This is a genomic window from Micromonospora endolithica (assembly GCF_003626595.1).
GTDB lineage: Bacteria > Actinomycetota > Actinomycetes > Mycobacteriales > Micromonosporaceae > Micromonospora > Micromonospora endolithica.
Genome location: NZ_RBAK01000001.1, coordinates 1,172,542 through 1,192,743, shown reverse-complemented (window position 1 = coordinate 1,192,743; position 20,202 = coordinate 1,172,542). Strand labels below are relative to the sequence as shown.

The 20,202-nt window shown below is 73.9% G+C and carries 22 protein-coding genes and 3 pseudogenes; 10 read left to right on the top strand and 15 right to left on the bottom strand.

Annotation, left to right across the window (positions count from 1 at the left end):
* Positions 1-43: 43 nt before the first annotated feature.
* The 6 genes from D7223_RS05440 to D7223_RS05415 all read right to left on the bottom strand — a co-directional run bounded on the left by D7223_RS05440 (position 44) and on the right by D7223_RS05415 (position 4,739).
* Complete coding sequence (locus D7223_RS05440; RefSeq protein WP_120725355.1) at positions 44-757, bottom strand: polyamine aminopropyltransferase; 714 nt, start codon at positions 755-757, stop codon at positions 44-46.
* Between the two features lie 10 nt (positions 758-767).
* The gene (locus tag D7223_RS05435) at positions 768-1,403 is read right to left on the bottom strand and encodes a class I SAM-dependent methyltransferase (RefSeq protein ID WP_120725353.1); all 636 of its coding nucleotides are present in this window, start codon (positions 1,401-1,403) and stop codon (positions 768-770) included.
* A 32-nt stretch (positions 1,404-1,435) separates the two neighbouring features.
* A complete protein-coding gene (locus D7223_RS05430) occupies positions 1,436-2,338 on the bottom strand; it encodes a sulfite exporter TauE/SafE family protein (RefSeq protein WP_120725351.1) in 903 nt (300 codons plus the stop codon).
* Positions 2,335-2,919 (bottom strand): rhodanese-like domain-containing protein, encoded by a 585-nt coding sequence (locus tag D7223_RS05425; protein WP_120725349.1) that lies wholly within the window; start codon positions 2,917-2,919, stop codon positions 2,335-2,337. Before D7223_RS05425 ends, D7223_RS05430 begins: the two co-directional genes overlap by 4 nt.
* A gap of 26 nt (positions 2,920-2,945) precedes the next feature.
* Positions 2,946-4,346, bottom strand: coding sequence for an MBL fold metallo-hydrolase (locus D7223_RS05420; RefSeq protein ID WP_120725347.1), 1,401 nt, complete (start codon positions 4,344-4,346; stop codon positions 2,946-2,948).
* 123 nt (positions 4,347-4,469) lie between these two features.
* On the bottom strand, positions 4,470-4,739 hold the full coding sequence (locus tag D7223_RS05415) for a metal-sensitive transcriptional regulator (protein WP_120725345.1): 270 nt from the start codon (positions 4,737-4,739) through the stop codon (positions 4,470-4,472).
* A 165-nt stretch (positions 4,740-4,904) separates the two neighbouring features.
* On the opposite strand from D7223_RS05415, the gene eccB reads away from it, so the two are divergent.
* Positions 4,905-6,293, top strand: coding sequence for a type VII secretion protein EccB (eccB, locus tag D7223_RS05410; protein WP_120725343.1), 1,389 nt, complete (start codon positions 4,905-4,907; stop codon positions 6,291-6,293).
* Positions 6,294-6,404: 111 nt separating this feature from the next.
* Here the strand turns inward: eccB and D7223_RS05405 are convergent, their stop codons facing one another.
* The 4 genes from D7223_RS05405 to D7223_RS05390 form a co-directional block, all read right to left on the bottom strand.
* The gene (locus D7223_RS05405) at positions 6,405-7,010 is read right to left on the bottom strand and encodes a class I SAM-dependent methyltransferase (RefSeq protein ID WP_120725821.1); all 606 of its coding nucleotides are present in this window, start codon (positions 7,008-7,010) and stop codon (positions 6,405-6,407) included.
* A gap of 141 nt (positions 7,011-7,151) precedes the next feature.
* Entirely contained in the window at positions 7,152-8,018 is an 867-nt protein-coding gene (locus D7223_RS05400) for a carbohydrate ABC transporter permease (protein WP_120725341.1), read from the bottom strand.
* Positions 8,018-8,980, bottom strand: a complete 963-nt coding sequence (locus tag D7223_RS05395; protein ID WP_120725339.1) for a carbohydrate ABC transporter permease — start codon at positions 8,978-8,980, stop codon at positions 8,018-8,020. The genes D7223_RS05400 and D7223_RS05395 overlap by 1 nt, the downstream gene beginning before the upstream one ends.
* Positions 8,977-10,365, bottom strand: a complete 1,389-nt coding sequence (locus D7223_RS05390; RefSeq protein WP_120725337.1) for an ABC transporter substrate-binding protein — start codon at positions 10,363-10,365, stop codon at positions 8,977-8,979. The genes D7223_RS05395 and D7223_RS05390 overlap by 4 nt, the downstream gene beginning before the upstream one ends.
* 116 nt (positions 10,366-10,481) lie before the next feature.
* Here D7223_RS05390 and D7223_RS05385 point away from each other — a divergent pair, with 116 nt between their 5' ends.
* From D7223_RS05385 to D7223_RS05375, 3 genes are read left to right on the top strand one after another with little or no spacing between them, the layout of a single operon-like run.
* Positions 10,482-11,519 (top strand): zinc-binding dehydrogenase, encoded by a 1,038-nt coding sequence (locus D7223_RS05385; protein ID WP_120725335.1) that lies wholly within the window; start codon positions 10,482-10,484, stop codon positions 11,517-11,519.
* Positions 11,519-12,340, top strand: coding sequence for a sugar phosphate isomerase/epimerase family protein (locus D7223_RS05380; RefSeq protein ID WP_120725333.1), 822 nt, complete (start codon positions 11,519-11,521; stop codon positions 12,338-12,340). Before D7223_RS05385 ends, D7223_RS05380 begins: the two co-directional genes overlap by 1 nt.
* On the top strand, positions 12,337-13,728 hold the full coding sequence (locus D7223_RS05375; protein ID WP_120725331.1) for an MGH1-like glycoside hydrolase domain-containing protein: 1,392 nt from the start codon (positions 12,337-12,339) through the stop codon (positions 13,726-13,728). Before D7223_RS05380 ends, D7223_RS05375 begins: the two co-directional genes overlap by 4 nt.
* A gap of 1 nt (position 13,729) precedes the next feature.
* Here the strand turns inward: D7223_RS05375 and D7223_RS33395 are convergent.
* Positions 13,730-13,885: pseudogene (locus D7223_RS33395) on the bottom strand (phosphatase); the annotation flags it as partial.
* Positions 13,884-14,136 (bottom strand): annotated as a pseudogene (locus tag D7223_RS33390) (ArsR/SmtB family transcription factor); the annotation flags it as partial. The pseudogenes D7223_RS33390 and D7223_RS33395, both read right to left, overlap by 2 nt.
* 95 nt (positions 14,137-14,231) lie before the next feature.
* Here D7223_RS33390 and D7223_RS05365 point away from each other — a divergent pair.
* From D7223_RS05365 to D7223_RS05355, 3 genes and pseudogenes are all read left to right on the top strand, one after another.
* On the top strand, positions 14,232-14,729 hold the full coding sequence (locus tag D7223_RS05365; protein ID WP_120725327.1) for a GNAT family N-acetyltransferase: 498 nt from the start codon (positions 14,232-14,234) through the stop codon (positions 14,727-14,729).
* Positions 14,730-14,830: 101 nt separating this feature from the next.
* Positions 14,831-15,067: pseudogene (locus D7223_RS05360) on the top strand (flavoprotein); the annotation flags it as partial.
* 117 nt (positions 15,068-15,184) lie between these two features.
* Positions 15,185-15,595, top strand: coding sequence for a DUF2267 domain-containing protein (locus D7223_RS05355; protein ID WP_120725325.1), 411 nt, complete (start codon positions 15,185-15,187; stop codon positions 15,593-15,595).
* 6 nt (positions 15,596-15,601) lie between these two features.
* On the opposite strand, the gene D7223_RS05350 is transcribed toward D7223_RS05355, so the two are convergent.
* Together D7223_RS05350 and D7223_RS05345 are read right to left on the bottom strand one after the other, a co-directional pair.
* Positions 15,602-16,849: a hypothetical protein gene (locus tag D7223_RS05350; protein ID WP_120725323.1), complete on the bottom strand. Its 1,248-nt coding sequence runs from the start codon at positions 16,847-16,849 to the stop codon at positions 15,602-15,604.
* A gap of 31 nt (positions 16,850-16,880) precedes the next feature.
* Complete coding sequence (locus tag D7223_RS05345) at positions 16,881-17,399, bottom strand: NUDIX hydrolase (RefSeq protein WP_120725321.1); 519 nt, start codon at positions 17,397-17,399, stop codon at positions 16,881-16,883.
* Between the two features lie 42 nt (positions 17,400-17,441).
* On the opposite strand from D7223_RS05345, the gene D7223_RS05340 reads away from it, so the two are divergent.
* Complete coding sequence (locus tag D7223_RS05340) at positions 17,442-17,924, top strand: type II toxin-antitoxin system PemK/MazF family toxin (protein WP_120725319.1); 483 nt, start codon at positions 17,442-17,444, stop codon at positions 17,922-17,924.
* Positions 17,925-17,962: 38 nt separating this feature from the next.
* Here the strand turns inward: D7223_RS05340 and D7223_RS05335 are convergent, their stop codons facing one another.
* Complete coding sequence (locus tag D7223_RS05335; protein WP_120725317.1) at positions 17,963-18,610, bottom strand: GGDEF domain-containing protein; 648 nt, start codon at positions 18,608-18,610, stop codon at positions 17,963-17,965.
* Positions 18,611-18,879: 269 nt separating this feature from the next.
* Between D7223_RS05335 and D7223_RS05330 the strand changes: the two genes are divergently transcribed.
* Entirely contained in the window at positions 18,880-19,119 is a 240-nt protein-coding gene (locus tag D7223_RS05330) for a DUF397 domain-containing protein (protein ID WP_120725315.1), read from the top strand.
* 133 nt (positions 19,120-19,252) lie between these two features.
* On the top strand, positions 19,253-20,140 hold the full coding sequence (locus tag D7223_RS05325) for a helix-turn-helix domain-containing protein (RefSeq protein WP_120725313.1): 888 nt from the start codon (positions 19,253-19,255) through the stop codon (positions 20,138-20,140).
* The last annotated feature ends 62 nt before the right edge of the window (positions 20,141-20,202 follow it).

Sequence of the window (20,202 nt, the reverse complement as noted above, 5' to 3'; positions counted from 1 at the left end):
GATCCGGTCGCCGACATGCCCGCCGGAGGGGGAAAACGCCTGTTCAGCGGTGTGCGACGTACACCGTGTTGGCGGATTCGCCGCCGGTCAGCGGGTTGGGGAAGCGCACCACGTGCGCCCGCGAGGACCGGAACACGGCACCGAGCACCCCTTCGAAGTCGGCGTCCGGCGGGTCGTCCGACCACAGCGCGAACACCCCGTCCGGGTGCAGGTGCCCGGCCAACCGGCGCAGACCCTCCGGCGTGTAGAAGCCGGCGTGGCTGGGGTGCAGCACGTTGCGGGGGGAGTGGTCGACGTCCAGCAGGACGGCGTGGAACCGTCGGCCGGGGTCGTCCGGGTCGAAGCCGGTGCCCTCGGCGACGGCGGCGAAGAAGTCCGCCCGCGCGAGGAGGGTCCGCGGGTCGGCGGCCAGTCCGGCGGCGAACGGGAGCAGCTCACGCCGGTGCCAGTCGATGACGTCCTCGATCGCCTCGACCACCACCAGCGAGCGGACCCGGTCGTCGTCCAACGCGGTGCGGGCGGTGAAGCCGAGGCCGAGGCCGCCGACCACCACGTCCAGGTCGTCGCCGGACAGCGCGGCCAGCCCCAGCCGGGCCAGTTCGATCTCCGCGACCGGGAAGAGGCTCGACATCAGGTACTCGTCGTCGAGCTTCACCTCGTACACCTCGACGCCCAGCGCCGGGTCGCGGCGCCGGCGCAGGCTGACGGCGCCGATCGGGGTTTCCCGCCAGGCCAGTTCCTCGAATCGCGCGCCCATCCGCGGGATGTTACGCGGTACCCCCGGCCCCGGGCCGCCGGTCGTCGGCGCGACGCGCGACGACGACCGTGTCCAGGGCGTCCACCGTCGCGCCGTCCGCGCCGGTAACCGGGCGCCGGGCGGTCTCCGCCCGCTCGACCCGCAGCCCGTGCAGGGCGGCCACGACCGACTCCGGGGTGAGCAGGATCGCCGGGTCTCGGGGCCCGCCGGTGCCCCCGGCGAGGTTCGCGCGGTCGTGACCGACGACCACGATCCGGCCGCCGGGTCGGACCGCCGCGCCGGCCCGGCCGAGCACGCCCGCCAGGTGTTCCGGCAGCAGATGCAGGTACGCGACCAGCACCAGGTCGTACCCGGCCGGCTCCGGTGTCCAGGCGGTCACGTCCTCGATCCGCCAGTCCACCGCGACGCCCCGGTCGGTCGCCAGCGCGCGTCCCCGCGCGACGGCCACCGGGGAGAAGTCGGCGGCGGTTACCGTCCAGCCCCGCCCGGCCAGCCAGACCGCGTTGCGGCCCTCCCCGGCGGCGAGGTCCAGCGCCCGGCCCGGTGTCAGGTCGGTGGTCTCCGCCACCACGAACCGGTTCGGCTCGGCCGTCCACACCAGCTCCGGCGCGGCGGCGTACCGCCGGTCCCAGGCCTCGCTGTCCATCTCGTGCTCCCTCCGGTGCCCGGTGCAGCCTCTCACCGCGCGGCGGCGACGCGCAGCGCACGACACAGCGGCGCGGCGAACCGGCCGATCCGGTCCCGACGGCACTGGACGACGAGCACCGCGACCGTACCGACCAGGCCGGCCGTCGCGACCCACAGCGCCGGGTCGGACCGTACTCCGGCGGGGAGCTGCCGGGCGAGGACGAAGGCACCCATCACCAGCACGAACCCGCCGAAGGCCCGGCGTAGCGCGGTCTCCGGGATCCGGCCGGCGATCCGGCCACCGGCGAGGCTGCCGAGCACGGCGGCGGCGGTCACGGCGGCGGCCAGACCCCAGTCGACGCTGACGTCGGCGAGGTAACCGGCCAGTCCCGCGAAGGACTTCATCGCGATGACCAGCAGCGAGGTGCCGACCGCGACCGGCATCGGCAGGCCGCCGAGCAGGGCCAGCGCGGGCACCACCAGGAACCCGCCCCCGGCGCCGACCAGGCCGGTGACCAGCCCGACGACGACGCCGTCGACGACGACCCGCCGGACCGGCAGTTCGTGCGGAACCGGCCGGCCGGCGGTGTCCCGCCGACCTCTGATCATCGCCGCGGCGGTGACGAGCATCATCAGGGCGAAGCCGGTCAGCAGGACCGCCGGCGGGACGAACGCGGCCAGCCGGCCGCCGGCGTACGCGCCGGCCATGCCGGCGGCGCCGAAGACCAGACCGGTGCGCCACCGCACCCGGCGGGCGCGGGCGTGCGGCAGGACCCCGACCGCGCTGGTGACGCCGACGACCAGCAGCGAGGTGGCGATCGCCTCCCGGGCGGGCAGGTCGGCGACGTACACCAGCAGCGGTACGGCGAGGATCGAACCGCCGCCGCCGAGCAGGCCGAGGCTGACCCCGATCAGCACCGCGCCGGCCAGCGTCAGCGCGAGGACGCCGGTCATCCGCGCCGCCCGGCGGTGTCGCGCAGTTGTCCCACGATGCTGTCCAGGTCGCAGCTGGCACCCCGGTTGTAGGGCAGCCGACCGAGCAGCATGCCCATCGCGCAGGTGTTCGTCAGAGCGGCGAACGTGAGGCCGGCGCCGATGAACGCCGCGACCCACTTCAGGCCCGGGACGAACACCGAGGCGAGGATGCTGACCAGGACGATGGCACCGGCCACCAGACGGACCTGCCGTTCCAGGTCCCACCGGGGCCGGCCCTGGTTGAGCGGCGCGGCGGCGGCCTGCCAGGCCGTCATCCCGCCGTCGAGCACGCGCAGGTGGGGCAGGCCGGCGCCGGCGAGGGTCTGCCCGGCCTGGGTGGCGCGGGCGCCGGAGCGGCAGATCAGCACCACGTCCTCGTCGAGGTGGCGGCGCAACTCCTCCCGGTGCTCACGGAGCAGGTCCAGCGGCACGTTGTAGGAGCCGGGGATGTGCGCGGTCTCGAACTCCCCGGGGGTGCGTACGTCCAGCAGCCGGGGCGCCCGGCCGGAGGCGATCAGCTCGCGCAGGGTGGCCGCGTCGAGCGTCGAGGGGTTGGTCATGCGATCTCCTTGGGAAAGTGGTGGGGTCAGGAACCCGGCGTCATCCGTACGCCGGACTGCTCCGCCCGGGCGAACGCGTCGTCGATCAGGACGACCGCGCGTCCCGCGTTGACCAGAAGCGACGCGGCGGCGGACGCGCGGTAGCCGGAGCCGCAGTGCACCCAGACGGTGCCCGCCGGCACGTCGGCCAGCCGCTTCGGCAGGTCCGGCAGCGGTACGTGCACCGCGCCGTCGACGTGGCCGGCCCGCCACTCGTTGGTCATCCGGACGTCGAGCACGACCTGCGGTGCGGGCAACCCGGCCGGGGTCCGGCCGGCCTGCGCGGCGGCCAGGGCGGGGAAGTCGGCCACGGGCAGCTCGCGCAGTTCGGCCGGGTCGTCGGTCCACCGCTCGGGCGTTCCGGTGGCCTGGGCGGCGGGTCGGTCGATGCCGATCCGGACAAGTTCGCGCTGGGCGGCGGCGACCTGCTCCGGCGTCTCCGCCAGGAGGGTGACCGGCACTCCCCAGTCGATCAGCCAACCGAGCCAGGTCGACATCGGGCCGTCGAGCCCGAGGCTGACCGTGCCGGCCAGGTGTGAGGCCGCGTACGCCTTGCGGTGGCGCAGGTCGACCACCCACTGGCCGGCGGCGATCCGCTCCCGCAGCCCGGCGGCGTCGGCCCGGCTCACCGGCGTGAGGTCGACCGGGGCCGGCCCGGCGAGGTTGGCCACGCCCATGTGCGCGTAGTAGGCCGGGTACGCGTCCAGACCGGCCAGGGTCTCGGTGACGAAGTCGTCGGCGGCCAGCCGCAGCACCGGGTTGGCCGTCCGCTCCCGCCCGATGGTCGACTCGGGCGCGTCGGCCTGGCTGGCCGAGCAGAAGCTGCCGAAGCCGTGCGTGGGCCACACCTGCGCGCCGTCGGGCAGCAGGTCCGCCAGCCGCCGGGCCGAGGTGTGCTGGTGGTGGGCGAGTTCGTGGGCGTGCTGCTGACCGAGCAGGTCGGTCCGTCCGGTGGTGCCGAACAGCAGCGATCCTCCGGTGAACACCCCGACCGGGGACCAGCCGCCGTCGGTCGCCTCGTCGAGCACGTACGACAGGTGGTGGAAGGTGTGGCCCGGGGTGCCCACGACCCGCAGTCGCAGCGCGTCGGAGACGGGCACGGTGTCACCGTCGCGGGCCGGCACCCGGTCGAACGCGACCTCGTCGGCGGCGGCCACCAGGTAGTGCGCGCCGGTGATCCGGGCGAGTTCCAGGCCGCCGGAGACGTAGTCGTTGTGGATGTGGGTCTCGACCACGTGGGTGATCCGGACCCCCCGTTCGCCGGCGAGGTGGAGCACCCGGTCGATGTCGCGCTGCGGATCGACCACCACCGCCACCTGCCCGTCCGAGGCCAGGTAGCTGCGGTCGCCGAGCGACGAGGTGGCGATGACGGACACCTGAACTGTCATAACTCTCAATCCCTTCAAATCACTCATACCCCCGGGGGTATTCATCGGACATACGTCGGCCTCGGTTACCCGTCCCCGCCGCCGGCACGCCGACGGCGGGCTGTCAGGCCGGTGCGGGGTCGGTCAGGCCAGGGCCAGGAAGAGCTTCTCCAGCTCCTCCTCGGTCATCTCCGGGGCCTCGCCGCGCTCCCGCGCGGCGTTGCAGTGCCGCATGCCGGAGGCGATGATCTTGAATCCGGCCCGGTCGACGGCCTTGGACACCGCGGCGAGCTGGGTCAGCACCTCACGGCAGTCCTGGCCGCTCTCCATCATCTCGATCACCGCGTTGAGCTGTCCGCGTGCCCGCTTGAGACGGGTCAGCGCGTCGCCGGTCATCTCGGGTCGAAGCTTCATGTCCGCACCTCCTGGTCTCCACCATACCCCCGGGGGTATACCGATCGACAACCCGGGGTGGCCGGCCCACATTCCCCCCGTGCCCGCCTCGGCCGGCACGCAGGGTCCTCGGACATCGACGGAGCGCTTATCCTGTGCCGGTCGTCAGCGAGCCGAGGGGACCCCATGCCGTCGCGGCAGGACCAGCTGCACTCCTACCAGTTCACCGTCCAGCGGGCGGTGGCCGCGCTGGTGATGCGCGAGACCGACCCCGCGCAGTCGCCGTTCCGCCGGCTGGCCGGCGCGGGTCTGGCCAGCGTCCTGGTCGCGGTGATCGTGCTGGGCGGTTTCGCCCTCTACGGGCTGTTCGCCGGCGGCGGCAGCAAGTGGCGGGACACCGGCGCGGTGATCGTCGAGAAGGAGTCCGGGGCCCGGTTCGTCTACCGGGAAGAGAAGCTGCACCCGGTGCTCAACTACGCCTCGGCGCTGCTGATCATCGGCGCGGACCGGCCCAAGACGGTGCTGGTGTCCCGTCGCTCGATCGACGGCGTGCCGCGCGGCCTGCCGCTGGGCATCGCCGACGCGCCGGACTCCCTGCCCGCCGCCGGGCGGCTGGCCTCCCCACCCTGGACGGTCTGCTCGGTGACCGGCCTGGACCCCGACCGGTCGGCGCCCCGCTCCGCGCTGCTGATCGGCGGCACCGGCGACGGCGGCCGGCCGCTCGGCGAGGACGGGCTGCTGCTGCGCCAGCCGGACGGGGCGCTGCACCTCGTCTGGCGACAACGCCGGCACCTGGTCCGCGATCCCGACCGGGTCCTCGCGGCCCTGGCCACCACCCGCGCCCAGGCGGTGCCGGTGGCACCGGCCCTGCTCAACACGCTGTCCGCCGGGACCGACCTGGCGCCGCTGGTGCTGCCCGACGAGGGGGAGCGGTCCACCGAGGTCGACGGAGCCCGGGTCGGCGACGTCTACCTGGTGCGCAACTCCGGCGGCGGCCGCCAGTACGCGGTGGCGCTGCGCGACGGCCTGGCCGGGATCACCGAGTTGCAGGCCGGCCTGCTGCTCGCCCGCACCGGCCAGGGCGAGCCGGAACCGATCACCCTCGGGCGGTTCGCCGCCCTGCCGAAGCGGCCCGACCTGGCCCCGACCGGGCCCACCGCGCCCCCGACCGTGCCACCGAAGCTGGCCGTACCGGACGCCGGCGGGCTCTGCACCCGGGTCGGCGACGACGGCGGGGCGGCCGAGGTGCGCCTGGGCGTACCGCTGCCGGATCTGACCGCCGCCCCGCGGACCGCCAATGCCACCGGCGGGTCGGTGCTCGCCGACCACGTGGTGGTGGAGCCGGGCCGCGGCGCCGTCGTGGAGTCGGTGGCCGCGCCGGGCGCGACCGGCGGCGCGGTGTCCGTGGTCACCGACATGGGCCGACGGTACGTGCTGGCCGGCGGCGACGTGCTCGGCATGCTCGGCTACTCCGGCGTGCGGCCGGCGCGGCTGCCGGCGAGCCTGGTCAGCCTGGTGCCGGCCGGCGCGACCCTCGATCCGGGCGCCGCCCGCCAGGTCGCCGGCCCGGCCTGACGAGCCGCTCGTCGGTCCCGTGTGAAGGGCCCCGTGCCGGGCGTGGTCTCCGCCGGCACGGCGTGCGGTGCGGTCGTCCGGTGGCCCGGCGTGCGGGGGTCGGCGGGTGGGTCAGTCGGCCGGGCGGCGCAGCACGGTGACCGCGAAGTCGCTCTCCTCGTGCCAGGGACGCAGGTCCCAGGTGGCGAAGCGGTGTTCCCGGCGCAGGCCGGCGGCGTCGGTGTCGTCGTCGAAGTCGGCCAGCCGGTAGCCGCGGTCGAGCCCGAAGCCGACCAGCGCCACCCCGTCGGGCCGCAGGTGCGCGGCGATGCGGCGGAGGACCTCCGGCTCGGTGCCGGGCGCCACGAACGCCATCACGTTGCCGGCGACCACCGCGGCGTCGAACGGCTCCGGCTCACCGGCCGCCGCCAGGTCCAGCTCGGCGAGGTCGGCGACCAGCCAGTGCGGACCCCGGTAGTCGGCCCGGGCCGCCTCGACCAGCGCCGGGTCGGCGTCCACCCCGACCACGGTGTGCCCGCGTGCGGCGAGCGCCGCCGCGACCCGGCCGGTGCCGCAGCCGGCGTCGAGGATCCGCGAGCCGGGTGCGACCATCGCGTCGACCAGCCGGGCCTCCCCGGCGAGGTCCGCCCCGTCGGCCGCCAGCCGGCGGAACCGGTCGATGTACCACTGCGTGTGTTCCGGACCGGTCTCGGTCACCCATCGGGTCGGCTTGCCCATGGCGCCACGGTAACCGCTCGTCCCGCCGGCCGTCGGCGCGTCCCGGGCGGGGATGCGCAAGATCACCCTCGATCGGTGACGTGGTGGCCTCGCGGCGGTCACGAGGCCACCACGTCACGCTTGTCGCGCGATCTCGCAGGGTCAGCCCTTCTCCGCGCCGCTGGTCAGGCCCTCGGTGAGCAGGCGTTCGCTGGCGAAGAAGAGGATCACGATGGGCAGGGTGAGGATGACCGAGCCGGCCATCAGCACCGTCTTGGGCACCTCCACCCCGTCGGCGAGCTGCGCCAGGCCCAACGACACCGTCCACCGGTTCGGCTTGTCGACCAGGAACAGCAGCGCGAAGAGGAACTCGTTCCAGGCGATCATGAAGTCGTACAGGGCGACCGCCATGATCGACGGCGCGGCCAGCGGCAGGCTGACCCGGCGGATGATGCCCAGCCGCCCCGCGCCGTCGATCGCCGCGGACTCCTCCAGGCTGACCGGGATCGTCTCGAAGTAGTTCTTCAGCATGTAGACCGACACCGGCAGGGTCTGCGAGATGTAGACCAGGATCAGGCCGAACAGCGACCCGCGTAGCCCGGCCCGGGTGAAGATCACGAACAGCGGGATGGCGATGACGATCGACGGGAACAGGTAGACCGCCAGGAACAGCACGTTGACCTGACGCCGCCCGAAGAACCGCAGCCGGGACACCGCGTACGCGCCGGGGATCGCCACCACCAGCGTCAGGATGGTCGCCGCGACGGCGACCAGGCCGCTGTTGCGCAGGAAGGTGAGGAATCCCTGACCGCCGTTCTCGGTGGACCTCAGCACCTCGGTGTACGTCTCGACGGTCAGCTCGCCCAGCCCCACGACCAGCGAGCCGGGGTCGAGCAGCAGGCGCTCGATGGGGCGTACCGAGAGCACCAGCATGTAGTAGAACGGGAAGGCGGTCACCAGCAGGAAGACGGCGATCACCAGGCGGCGTACCCAGCGCAGCCCGACGGTCTCGATCCGGTCCCGGTCCATCAGTCGGCCCTCCGTCCGCCGAAGAAGCGCAGGTAGATCGCGACGAAGACGACCAGGACCACGGCCAGCACGACCGCCTGCGCCGCCGCCGCCCCGATGTCGGTACGCGCGGTGAGGAACTCGTAGACCCGGACGCTGACCACCTCGGTGCCGGCCGCGCCCCCGGTGAGCAGGTAGACGTCGTCGAACTTGTTGAACGTCATGATGAACCGCAGCACGCCCAGCAGGGCGATCACCGGCAGCAGTTGCGGCAGCAGGATGTGCCGGAACCGCTGGGTGGGGGTGGCCCCGTCGACCCGGGACGCCTCCTCCAACTCGCCGGGCACCGCCTGGAGGCGGGCGAGCAGGAACAGGAACGCGAACGGAAAGTAGCGCCACGCCTCGAAGGCGATGACGGTGGCCAGCGCGGTCGACTCCTGGGACAGGAACGCGACCGGGGTGTCCCAGCCGAGGAACCGCCGTCCCCAGTCGTTGACGATGCCCAGCTGCGGGTCGAGCATCACCTGCCAGACGAAGGTGACCGCGACGACCGGCGCCACGTACGGCAGCAGCATCGAGGCGCGGACCAGGGTGCGACCCCGGAACGGGCGGCGGACGACCAGCGCCGCCGCGAGACCGATGACGATCGAGCCGGCGGTGCTGCCGACGGCGTAGACGACGGTGGTCCAGAGCGTGTCGAAGAAGCCCGGGGTGTTCCACACCCGTTCGATGTTGTCCAGGGTGAACTCGCCGAACAGGCCGGTCTTGCGCAGGGTGGCCAGGCGGACCCGCTGGAAGGCCAGCACGACCGTCCACACGATCGGAATGCCGATCACCGCGATCGTGACCAGCAGGGTGGGCGCGACCAGCGCGAGTCCGGCGCGGGACTCCCGCTGGCGCAGCGTCAGCGGCCCCCGGCGGCGGGCCGGGGCCGGCCGCTCCCGGGTGGGGGAGCGGCCGGTGCCCGGTGCGGTGGTGGTCAATTGACGCCCGCCTTGATCGCCTCCACGTCCTTGTGGGCCCGTTCGGCGGCCGCGGCGGCGTCGGTCTTGCCGGAGACGACGTCGCTCAACGCCTTGGGCACCGGAAGCTCGCCGAGGATCGCCCCGACGAGCTTGCCCTGGCCCTGGGTGATGCCCCAGCGGGTGAAGGTGTCCGGGCTGCGGCGCAGCTCGGCGAGCACCTGGTCGCCGTAGACCTCGGACAGCGGCTTCTTCGTGTCCACCCCGGCCTGGCTGGTGTTCCAGGCGGTGAGGAACTTCTCCGGCTCCTCGGCGGTGCCCTTGCGTACCGGGAAGCGCCCCTCCGGCGACATGCCGAACCAGCGGGGGTAGCCGTCGCCGAGCATGTACTCCACGAAGGAGCCGGCCGGACCGCCGGCGCCGTCGAGCACGGCCCACGAGCTGATCTCGCCGTACTGGGCGGGCTGGCTGCCATTGGGGCCGGTGATCGCGGTGACGAACCCGCTGTTCTTCGCCAGCCATCCCGGATCGGCCTGGCACTGCGGGCAGGTGGGTTTCGCGTCGTTGCGCAGGCCGGCCAGCTCGTCCAGGATGAACGGCGACCACACCAGCATGGCCGCCTTGCCGGCGAAGTAGGTGGCCCGGGTGGTGTCGACGTCCTGCGCGCCCTTCACCGAGCTGGTCCGCATCAGGTCGCCGTAGAACCGGAACGCCTCCACGCACTCGGGCGAGTCCAGTTTCACCGCTCCCGAGTCGTCGGTGAGCTGGCAGTTGTTGGCCAGCGCGAGGTGCTCGAAGGTCTGCTGGGTGAAGACGTCGCCGGGGGCGGTCGCCGCGGTGATGCCGGCGACGCCGCCGGTGTTCAGCTTGGCCGCCGCGGCGGCGATCTTCTCGTACGTGTCGGGGACGGGCAGCCCGGCGGCGTCGAACAGGTCCTTGCGGTAGACGAGCAACTGGCCCCAGCCGTCGCTCGGGACGGAGAGCTGCTTGCCGTCCTCGGCGGTGAGTTCCAGTGCCCGGGGGGAGAACGTCTGGCGGCCCAGCTTCTCGACGACCTCCGCATTCGCCGAGGGGTGCAGCAGTTCGTTGCCGGCCAGGGTGCGGATGCCGGCGAGGGAGACGGACCCGACCACGTCGGGCAGCTCGCCGGCGGCGGCGCTGGTGGCGATGAGTGAGGGGAACTGGTCCTCGCTGACCGGCACCAGCTCGACGGCGACGCCGGTCTTCGCGGTGTAGTCGGCGATGATCGCCTTGGTGGCGGTGACCCGGTCGGACACGTCCTCCAGGCTCCACACCGTGATCTTTGTGTCGCTTTCGGACTCGTCGTCTCCGCAGGCCAGCAGGGTGGTCCCGGCCAGTGTCATGATCAGGGCGGCGGCGATCGTCCGCATCGGAGGTGCTGACATCGATGGCACTCCTCTCGAAGGGTACATGACGGATTCAACCCCTTCGATTGATCAATTACAAGACATATACCGATTTTTTGTCTACGATGGAACCCAGTGCTACCGGGATGTGACTCATGGTCAACTGGGTTGTCTCGCTCGCCGGGCCTCGGCGCATCAGCCTCGAGCCCTGTCCACCGGACCCGCTCGGCCCCGGCCAGGTGCGCGTCCACACCTGCTATTCCGGCATCTCCGCCGGCACCGAGCTGACCCTCTACCGGGGCAGCAATCCCCGACTGAGCAAGGACTGGGACGACGTCACCCGGATGTTCGTCCCGCGCCAGACCTCCGTGCCCTACCCGCTGGTCGGTTTCGGCTACGAGGAGGTCGGCGAGATCGTCGAGGTGGCACCGGACGTCGCGGACCGGCAGCGCGGCCAGATCGTCTGGGGCATCTGGGGACACCGGGCCGAGGCGGTGCTCCCCGCCGCCGCCGCGCATCCGCTGCCGGTCGGCCTCGATCCGCTCGCGGCGGTGTTCGCCCGTCCCGGCGCGATCGCCCTCACCGCCGTGCTCGCCGGCGACCTGCACCTCGGCGAGTGGGTCGGCGTCTTCGGTCAGGGCGTCATCGGTCTGCTCGCCACCCGGCTCGCGGCGCTCTCCGGCGCCCGGGTGGTCGCCGTCGACCGGGTGCCCGAGCGGCTGACGCACGCCGGTCGCCTCGGCGCGCGTACCGTCGTCGACGCCGGTGCCGAGTCCGCCGCCGCGGTGCTGCGCGCGGCCACCGGCGGTCGCGGCGCGGACGTGTGCCTGGAGCTGTCCGGCGCCTACCCGGCGCTGCACGAGGCGATCCGGGCCACCGCCCACGCCGGGCGGGTCGTGGCCGCCGGCTTCTACCAGGGCCAGGCCGACGGCCTCGGCCTGGGCGAGGAGTTCCACCACAACCGGATCCAGTTGGTGGCGGCGCAGGTGTCCGGGTCGACCCCGGCACCGGGCATGGCCGGTCGCTGGACCGGCGAACGGGTGGCCGACACCTTCATGGAACTGGTTGCCGAGGGCAGCGTCGACCCGCTGCCGCTGGTGAGTCACGTGGTGAACGCCGGCGCGGTGGCCGACGCGCTGACCCTGCTCGACCGCGGTGCCGGTGACGTCCTCCAAGTCGTGCTGAGGTTCTGATGACGACGATCCCGCTGGCCTGCCAGGAGCAACTCCTGCCGGGCACCGACCTGATCCGCAAGTACGCCCTCGCCACCGCGCTCGGCTTCGACGCGGTCGAACTGCGCGGCCGGGGCGACCTGTCGTTCGCCGCCCGGCTGCCCGAGCTGCGCCGGGCCCGGGCCGCCGGGGTGGTGATGCCCACCGTCTGCGTGGAGATGGATCACTTCATCGGCGACTTCGACCGCGAGCGCTCCCGGGACGCGATGGTCAACCTGCGCTCCCAGCTGTCGGTGATCGCCGAGCTGGGCGGGGTCGGCGCGATGACGCCGGCCGCGTGGGGGATGTTCTCCCGCCGGCTGCCGCCGTTCGACCCGCCCCGGTCGCCGGCCGGTGACCGGCAGGTCCTCGTCGACGCCCTGGGCGTGCTCGGTGAGCACGCCCGCGCGGAGGGGGTCACCCTCTTCCTGGAACCCCTCAACCGCTACGAGGACCACATGGTCAACCGGCTCGACGACGCGGTGGGGCTCTGCGCCGCCGTGGGGCTGCCCTCGGTCCGGGTGGTCGCCGACACCTTCCACATGAACATCGAGGAGGACGACGTGCCCGCCGCCCTGCGCGCCGCCGCGCCCTACCTGGGCCACGTCCAGGTCAGCGACTCCAACCGCCACCAGCCCGGCGCCGGGCATCTGGACTGGCCCCAGCTGGTCCGCACCCTGCTCGACATCGGCTACCCGGGCTGGCTCGCGTTGGAGTGCCGGCTGCGCGGCGACCCGGTCCGGGCCCTGCAACAGGCCGCCACCGTGCTCCGGCACGCCCAACCCCGGGCGGCGGCGGCATGACCGGGCCCGGGGTCGCGGCCGGGCCGAGCACGGGCAGCGCCGATCCCGCGCGGTTGTGGCGGCTCGCGGTGGCCACCCTGGAGGGCAACTGGGAGCACGACCACACCGTGCCGTCGCGCACCCTGTATCCACACCAGTGGAGCTGGGACTCGGCGTTCATCGCGATCGGCTGGGCGCACGTGCACCCCGACCGCGCCTGGACGGAGCTGACCAGCCTGTTCGACGCGCAGTGGGCCGACGGGCGGGTCCCGCACATCGTGTTCAACCCGGCGCTGCCGGTCGGCTCGTACTTCCCGGGGCCCGAGTTCTGGAACTCCGCACTGGCCGGTGCGGCCCCGGCCGTCGCCACGTCCGGGCTGATCCAGCCGCCGGTGCACGCGTTGGCCGCGCTGCTGGCGTACCGCCGGGCGCCGTCGGAGCGGGGCCGGTCGGCACTGCGCCGGCTCTACCCGCGACTGCTGGCCCAGCAGCGTTACCTGGCCACCGCGCGGGACGTCGCCGGCGACGGGCTGGCCGCGATCGTGCACCCGTGGGAGTCCGGGGTCGACAACAGCCCCGCCTGGGACGCGCCGATGGCGGCGGTGCCCGCCGACGCCGCCGTCATGTCCGCGTACCGTCGGCACGACACCGCGCACGCCGACGCCGCGCACCGCCCCACGGACCTGGACTACGCGCGGTACGTGGCGATCGTGGCGTCCTACCGCGACCACCGGTACGCCGACGACGGCCTGGCTGGCCGGCACCCGTGGTTGGTGGAGTGCCCGCTGCTCAACGCGGCGGCCGGCGCCGCCGAGCACGCCCTGGCCGACATCGCGACGCTCCTCGGCGCGGACCCCGGCCCGCACCGGCAGCGGGCGGCGCGGATCACCGAGGCCCTGGTGCGGCGGCTCTACGACCCGGTGACCGGCACGTTCCATCCCCGCGACCTGCGCACCGACCGGCTGATCCCGGCCCGCACCGCGCTCGGCCTGATGCCGCTGCTGCTGCCCGACCTGCCCGCCGGGCCGGCCGCGACGGTGATGGAGGAGGCCTGCTCGGCGCGGTTCGGGCTGGCCCGGCGGATGGACCGCCCGCTGCCCAGCCACGACCGCACCGCGCCGGACTTCGAACCGCTGCGCTACTGGCGGGGCCCGAGCTGGCTCAACCTGGCCTGGCTGCTGCACCGGGGCCTGCGTGCGCACGGCCGGCCGGACCTCGCCGCCGGGCTGCGCCGGTCGATGATCGACCTGGTGGCGCGCGCCGGCTGCCACGAGTACTTCCACCCGGACACGGGCGCCGGGCTGGGCTCCCCGGCGTTCGCCTGGACCGCCGCCCTGCTGCTGGACGTCCTCGCCGACAACGAGCCCGACGACGGGGCCGACGGCGTGGACGGGGCCGAGCCGGGCTGACTCAGCGATCGCCCGCCGGCGTCAACTCACCGAGCAGCTTCTCCACCCGGGCCCGGAGCTCGTCCCGGATCGGGCGTACCGCCACGCCCTTGCCCGCCGGGTCGGTCAGCTTCCAGTCCTCGTACCGCTTGCCGGGGAACACCGGGCAGGGGTCGCCGAAGGTGGTGCGAGATGGTCGGCCCGGTCAGGCCGAAGGCCGGCGTGAGGTCGCAGACGCACGCCTCACCGCCCTCGGCGGAAGCGATCATCGACATCAGCCGGAGCCGGACCGGGTCGCCGAGGGCCTTGAAGGCGGGGGCGAGCACGGCGACCGTCTCGGCCGGCACGCGTTGCCGGACGAGCGGCGCACAGCAAGGGGGTGTCCGCGGTGAGGTCGACCAGCGACAGTGGCGACGATTGTTTCGACATGTGCCTAGGTGGCACTTGTCGAATCAACGTGGAAGTCTGCTTAGAGAGACATCGAGACAGTGGCGCACCCGCCGCCCGAGCAGAACGGAGCACCGATGGCCGACATCTCCCTGCGGGCGATGCGTCCCACCGACGCCGACCGGGTGCTGGCGATCTACCAGACCGGCCTGGACGACGGCCATGCCAGCTTCGAGACCACCGCGCCCACCTGGGCCGCCTTCGACGCCGCCCGGCTGCCCGAGCACCGGTTCGTCGCCGTGGACGGCGCCGGCACGGTGCGCGGCTGGATCGCCGTCTCGCCCACCTCGACCCGCCCGGTGTACGCCGGGGTGGTCGAGCACTCCGTCTACGTCGACCCGGCCGCACGCGGCCAGGGGATCGCCCGGCTGCTGCTGGCCGAACTGGTCGCCACCACCGAGGCCGCCGGCATCTGGACCATCCAGTCCGGCGTCTTCCCGGAGAACACCGCCAGCCTGGCGCTGCACCGCCGCGCCGGCTTCCGCGCCGTCGGCGTACGGGAGCGGGTCGGCCGCCATCACGGCGGCTGGCGGGACGTCGTCCTGCTGGAACGCCGCAGCACCGTCGTCGACTGACCCGTACCTGCCAACCCGACGAGAAGACACCGATGGAACACCTTCCGGTCGTGGTGACCGGCGCCGGCCCGGTCGGTCTCGCCGCCGCCGCCCAACCGGCCGAGCTGCGACTGGACCTGGACCCGGTGCTGGGCGCCACCCGTGCGCTGGCGCCGCTGATCGACCCCAACGAGCACTCCTGCGGCACCGTGCCCCCGCACGGCGTGCCCGAGCTGACCCACCCGGAGCCGGGATACCACGCGGTCGGGATGAAGAGCCACGGCCGGGCGCCGACCTTCCTCATGGCCACCGGCTACGAGCAGGTGCGCTCCGTGGCCGCCGCGCTGGCCGGCGGCTGACCACCCGGTCGGAGCGCCGGGGGGCCGGCCGGCGGAGCGGACCGCTCCGCCGGCCGGTCGCCGTTTGCCGGCACCCGGCCTGGGTAAGCGCGGCACCGGTGACCACTGGAGGGTGACGTGCGGTTTCCCCTTTTCGTCGACGCGGTGTCCCGCCGCTCCGGGTTGCCGACCGCGCAGGCGGCCGTCGTCTCCCGGGCCGTGTTGCAGACCATGGTCGACCGGATGACCGGCGGTGACGTCGCCGACCTGGCCGGAGACCTGCCCGACGAGACCGGTGCCTACCTCGCCGAGCCGGGTCCGGGTGCCCTGGACGGCCCGGCCGGTGCCGGCGGACCGACGGAGTTCCTGCGCCGGGTGGGGGAGCGGGCGGGGGTCGACGACGAGACCGCCCGGGTGGGCGCGGCGGCCGTCCTCGTCACCCTCCGCGAGGCGGTCACCGTCGAGGAGTTCCGGGAGATGGTGGCCCAGCTGCCCCGGGACTTCGACGGCATGACCCAGCCGATACCCCGGCCCCCGTACGAGGACTGACCCGGCTCACCACTCGGTCGGCGGGTCCGCCAGGTCCGCCTCGGTCAGCTCCTGCGGCTCGGCCACCCACGCCGAGAAGACCGGGACGCCGTGCCAGGGGCCGGCCGGGGCGTCGGACGGCTGGTCGGTGGCCACCGCGACCGCCGCGTACGGGTGGCCGAAGCGCAACTCGGCGACGCGTACCACGCCCTCCGGGGGCAGGCTGGTGCGCATCGCGAAGCCGGTGACGGCCGCTGCCTCGAAGCCGTGCCGGCCGAAACGGGCGGCGGTCGCCTGCTTCACCTCGACCTCGAACCGGCCCCCGCCGAGCAGGTCGGCCAGACCCTCGGCGGCGGCCGGGAAGCCCAGCTCCGCCGTGGCCAGGTCGTGCGTGTCCCGGGCGGACCAGGCCGGCAGCACCGCCGCCAGCCGCTCGTCGCGCCCGCCCGGAGCGTTCGTGTGCACGACCTCCTCCCGCAACGTCCACAGGGGAGTGACGCCGAGCGGCAGGTCGTACAGCGATCCCGGGCGGTGCCCGTCCGGCGCGTCGGCGGCCCGGAGGGCGATGTCGTGGGCGGCGGCCAGGACGTCCACGGCCGGCACGTCCGGGTGCGCGGCCACCGACACCACCAGGAGTCCGGCGCCGTCGTCCGCCGGCCGGGCGGGCGCGGCGTGCACGATCACCTCGCCGGCCCGCGGTGTGCTGGCGATCCAGCAGTGGTGCCCGCGCTGCGGCGTACGCAGCACCCGGGCGAGACGCCCGGCCCACGGGCTGCCCGCGCCCAGCGCGGCCGCGTCGTCGACCTCGAACGGGTCGGCCCAGGAGATCCGGGTGGCCAGCGCGCTGGCCAGCAGCAGCACCAGGTCCGGCCCGACCCGGATCGGGAACTCCTCGATCAGGCCCAGGCTGTGCTCCCGCGCCCACGCGTCCAACTCGGCCGGCTCGGGCAGCGGACCGACGGCGGTGCCGGCCGGCAGGGTCGCCCGCCACGCGTCGAGCCGGCCGGCGTCGCACCCGGTCCCGTGCCAGACGCCGCTCGCCGCGCCGACCAGCGGGTGCGGCCGGTCCAGCAGCGCCCGGGCGGCGTCGGCGGCGGCCGAGGCGTCCATGCCGAGCACCGTGGCGAGGTCGTCGCGCGACCGGTCGGTGGCCGCCGGAGCGCTCAGGGCCAACAGCAGCCAGGCGCCGAGCGGGGAGGCGACGTGGTGCCGGTCGCCGAGGACGGCGTGCAGGCGGGACGCGTACCGGGCTACGGGGGAGCGGAGATCGGTCATCGCCCCACTGTGCCCGCTGCCGCGCCGCGCGTCACGACCACAGTTCGAACGGTTCGTCGACCGGTTCCCCGGCCAGCAGCGCGGGCAGCAGTTCCGGCAGGCGACCGGGATAGAACCGCTCCGGGCCGGGCACGATCGCCGCGAGCGGCCACCAGCGGAAGCCGAAGTAGTCCTCCTGCTCGTACGCCAGCCGGTGCGCCTCGTCCACCTCCGGGCCCGGACCGGCCAGCCGCACCGTGACCACCACCTCGTCCTGGTGGTGGCGGGTCCGCCGGTGCACGAAGCTCGCCCGCCGTCGCCACGTCGGCGGCCCCACCTGCTCCGGCCGGGCCACGATCCCGGTTTCCTCGCGCAGTTCCCGCAGCGCCGTGTCGAGACAGGTCTCGCCCGGGTCCATGCCACCGCCGGGCAGCTCCCACCAGGTGCCCAGCCGGGGGTGCTCCGGGTCCCGGGTGTGCAGGAGCAGCACCCGGTCGTCGGTGTCGAGCACCACCACCCGTACCGCGCGGCGCTCGATGACCGGGAAGTCGTCCGGCAGGGCGGGTGTCATACCGCCGATCATGCCCGCCGGACGCCGGATAGGCTGCCCGGCGTGGCAGGTCTTCTGAGGAACGTGGCGGCACGGCTCGGCGGGGTCGTCCCCCGGCCCCGGCGCACCGGGCCCACCCCGGCCCAGGTCGCCCGGCGCCGCCAGGTCGCCGGGCTGCAACGGCGCGAGCTGACGTACGCGCCGGAACCGGACGGGCAGGCGGACCCCGGTGAGGTCGTCTGGACCTGGGTGCCCTACGAGGACGACCCGCGCCAGGGCAAGGACCGGCCGGTGCTGGTGGTCGGCCGGCACAGCCGCACCCTGTTCGGGTTGATGCTGTCCAGCCAGGACGAGCGGGACGGCCAGCGGCACTGGCTCGCCCTGGGGCCCGGATCGTGGGACCGGGACAGCCGGCCCAGCTGGGTACGCCTGGACCGGGTGCTGACGATGCGCGAGGACAGCATCCGGCGGGAGGGCGCGGTGCTCGACCGGGCCCGGTTCGACAAGGTGGGGCGGGCGCTGCGCGCCGGCTACGGCTGGCGCTGAGCCGTACCGTCCCGGTCGGACGGTGAGCTCCCCGCCGGTCAGTCGACCAGCGGGGAGCTGTCGACCAGTTGCCGGCGGGACCGCGCCGGCCCGAGGCTCTTGACCCGGTACATGGCCGCGTCCGCCCGGTCGAGCGCCTCGGTGAGCTGACCCGGGCAGGTCACCGGCGCCAGGCCGACCGAGGCGGTCACCCGGAGGCTGAACCCGCCCAGCGGGATCGGCGCGGCGAGGGTGTCGCAGAGCCGGCGGCTGGCGTGCTCCAACCACCGGCCGTCGACCGTCGGGCTGGTGAGCAGGCCGGCGAACTCGTCGCCGCCGAGCCGGGCCACCAGGTTGTCCCCGGCGAAGGCGGCCAGCCGTTCCGCCACGCTGATCAGCACCTGGTCCCCGGCGGCGTGTCCGTAGCGATCGTTGATCTGCTTGAAGTCGTCGAGGTCCAGCACCACCGCGATCAGCGGCCGGTCGGCCGCGTCGGCGAGCAGGGTGGCCGCCAGGCGGTAGAAGGCGCGGCGGTTGGGCAGGCCGGTGAGCGGGTCGTGGCTGGCGGCGTGCCGCTCGGCGGCCAGCTCGGCCTGGAGCAGGCCGATCTCGGTCTCGGCGCGGACCGCGCGACGACGTAGCTGCCAGGTCGAGACGAGGGCTCCCGCGGCACAGATCCCGGACGCGATGGTCATCGGATCCGGCACGAGCCCCTCCCGTCAGCTGGTGTCCCCGGTTCTCGCCGGGGCCGCCGACGCCCCCGCGCCGAACGGTGTTTTGCCTGGTGGCAGGCCAGGTTCAGGTAACTCAAAGTGAACGGATGGGTACCGCGCACGTGCGTTATCATGCTCCCTGTCCGATGCAGATGCAATAGCAGATGCACGTGCAGGAAGCGCTTCATCGATGCGTACCCCGGACGCGCCGGCACCAGCCGCGGCCCCGGGGCATCGGCGGGTGCTCGAAGAGAAAGACGCTCATGCAGCAGCCACCGAACGGCGTACCCACCCACCAGCTGCCTCCGTTGCGCTGGCAGAAGAGCCGGCGGAGCAATCCGAGCGGCAACTGCGTCGAGTTGGCCGAACTGCCCGGCGGGGCCGGCATCGCGATGCGCAACTCCCGGCACCCGGACGGGCCGGCGCTGATCTACACCGTCGACGAGATAGCGGCCTTCGTCCTCGGCGCACGCGACGGCGACTTCGACCACCTGTTCGACTGACCTGCGGTCCCGTGCGCGGGACCAATTCACCGGCCGGAAGGCATTCACCTCACTGACGGTCCATGGCATGCTTACACGTCGGCCGGGTCGTCGTGACCCGGTCAGCGTGGGTACCGGCGTGCGGAGGGCGGCAGTGACGATGGTTCCCGCCGAGGGCACCCCGGCAAGCGGCCCGACCGTCCTGCGCATGTTGCTCGGCGCCCAGCTGCGCCGGCTCCGCGAGTCCAGTGGGGTCACCCGGGAGGGTGCCGGCTGGGAGATCCGTTCCTCGGAGTCCAAGATCAGCCGGATGGAGCTGGGTCGGGTCGGCTTCAAGGAACGCGATGTCGCCGACCTGCTCACCCTCTACGGCGTCACCGCGCCCGAGGAGCGCGAGGCGCTACTCAAGCTGGCCCGCGACGCCAACAGCCCGGGCTGGTGGCACCGGTACGGCGACGTGCTGCCCGGCTGGTTCCAGGCATACCTGGGGCTGGAGGCGGCCGCCGCCCTGGTCCGCACGTACGAGGTCCAGTTCGTCCCGGGCCTGCTCCAGACCCGGGAGTACGCGCGGGCGGTGGTGCTGCTCGGTCACGGCCGGGCCACTCCCGGCGAGGTCGAACGTCGGGTCGAGCTGCGCATGCAGCGTCAGCACCTGCTGCGCCGGGAGAACCCGCCGCAACTGTGGGTGGTGCTCGACGAGGCCGCGCTGCGCCGGCCGATTGGCGGGCCCGAGGTGATGCGCGGTCAGGTGCAGGCGTTGATCGAGGCGACCAAGTCGCCACACATCCGCCTCCAGGTCATCCCGTTCGCCGCGGGCGGGCACGCCGCCGCCGGCGGCGCGTTCACCATCCTGCGCTTCGGGGACGCGGAGCTGCCCGACGTGGTCTACATCGAACAGCTCACCAGCGCGCTCTACCTCGACAAGCGCGACGACCTCGACTACTACGCGGTGGCGATGGAACGGCTCTGCGTGGAGGCCGAGCCTCCGGAGCGTACCCAGGAGATCCTCCAGCGTGTCCTGGACGACCTCTACCCGCGGTGACCCGGTTCGGGGGCCGCGATCCGGCGCGGCGGAGCGCTAGCATGTTGGCGTTCGGCGACAGT

Excerpts from the sequence above, each read along its gene's own strand:
- D7223_RS05375 (WP_120725331.1), top strand. The coding sequence starts at position 12,337 with ATGACCGGGCCCGGGGTCGCGGCCGGGCCGAGCACGGGCAGCGCCGAT.
- D7223_RS05385 (WP_120725335.1), top strand. The coding sequence starts at position 10,482 with ATGGTCAACTGGGTTGTCTCGCTCGCCGGGCCTCGGCGCATCAGCCTC.
- D7223_RS05350 (WP_120725323.1), bottom strand. The coding sequence starts at position 16,849 with ATGACCGATCTCCGCTCCCCCGTAGCCCGGTACGCGTCCCGCCTGCAC.
- D7223_RS05400 (WP_120725341.1), bottom strand. The coding sequence starts at position 8,018 with ATGGACCGGGACCGGATCGAGACCGTCGGGCTGCGCTGGGTACGCCGC.
- D7223_RS05415 (WP_120725345.1), bottom strand. The coding sequence starts at position 4,739 with ATGAAGCTTCGACCCGAGATGACCGGCGACGCGCTGACCCGTCTCAAG.
- D7223_RS05380 (WP_120725333.1), top strand. The coding sequence starts at position 11,519 with ATGACGACGATCCCGCTGGCCTGCCAGGAGCAACTCCTGCCGGGCACC.
- D7223_RS05420 (WP_120725347.1), bottom strand. The coding sequence starts at position 4,346 with ATGACAGTTCAGGTGTCCGTCATCGCCACCTCGTCGCTCGGCGACCGC.
- D7223_RS05425 (WP_120725349.1), bottom strand. The coding sequence starts at position 2,919 with ATGACCAACCCCTCGACGCTCGACGCGGCCACCCTGCGCGAGCTGATC.
- eccB (WP_120725343.1), top strand. The coding sequence starts at position 4,905 with ATGCCGTCGCGGCAGGACCAGCTGCACTCCTACCAGTTCACCGTCCAG.
- D7223_RS05435 (WP_120725353.1), bottom strand. The coding sequence starts at position 1,403 with ATGGACAGCGAGGCCTGGGACCGGCGGTACGCCGCCGCGCCGGAGCTG.
- D7223_RS05405 (WP_120725821.1), bottom strand. The coding sequence starts at position 7,010 with ATGGGCAAGCCGACCCGATGGGTGACCGAGACCGGTCCGGAACACACG.
- D7223_RS05430 (WP_120725351.1), bottom strand. The coding sequence starts at position 2,338 with ATGACCGGCGTCCTCGCGCTGACGCTGGCCGGCGCGGTGCTGATCGGG.
- D7223_RS05345 (WP_120725321.1), bottom strand. The coding sequence starts at position 17,399 with ATGACACCCGCCCTGCCGGACGACTTCCCGGTCATCGAGCGCCGCGCG.
- D7223_RS05390 (WP_120725337.1), bottom strand. The coding sequence starts at position 10,365 with ATGTCAGCACCTCCGATGCGGACGATCGCCGCCGCCCTGATCATGACA.
- D7223_RS05365 (WP_120725327.1), top strand. The coding sequence starts at position 14,232 with ATGGCCGACATCTCCCTGCGGGCGATGCGTCCCACCGACGCCGACCGG.
- D7223_RS05440 (WP_120725355.1), bottom strand. The coding sequence starts at position 757 with ATGGGCGCGCGATTCGAGGAACTGGCCTGGCGGGAAACCCCGATCGGC.
- D7223_RS05330 (WP_120725315.1), top strand. The coding sequence starts at position 18,880 with ATGCAGCAGCCACCGAACGGCGTACCCACCCACCAGCTGCCTCCGTTG.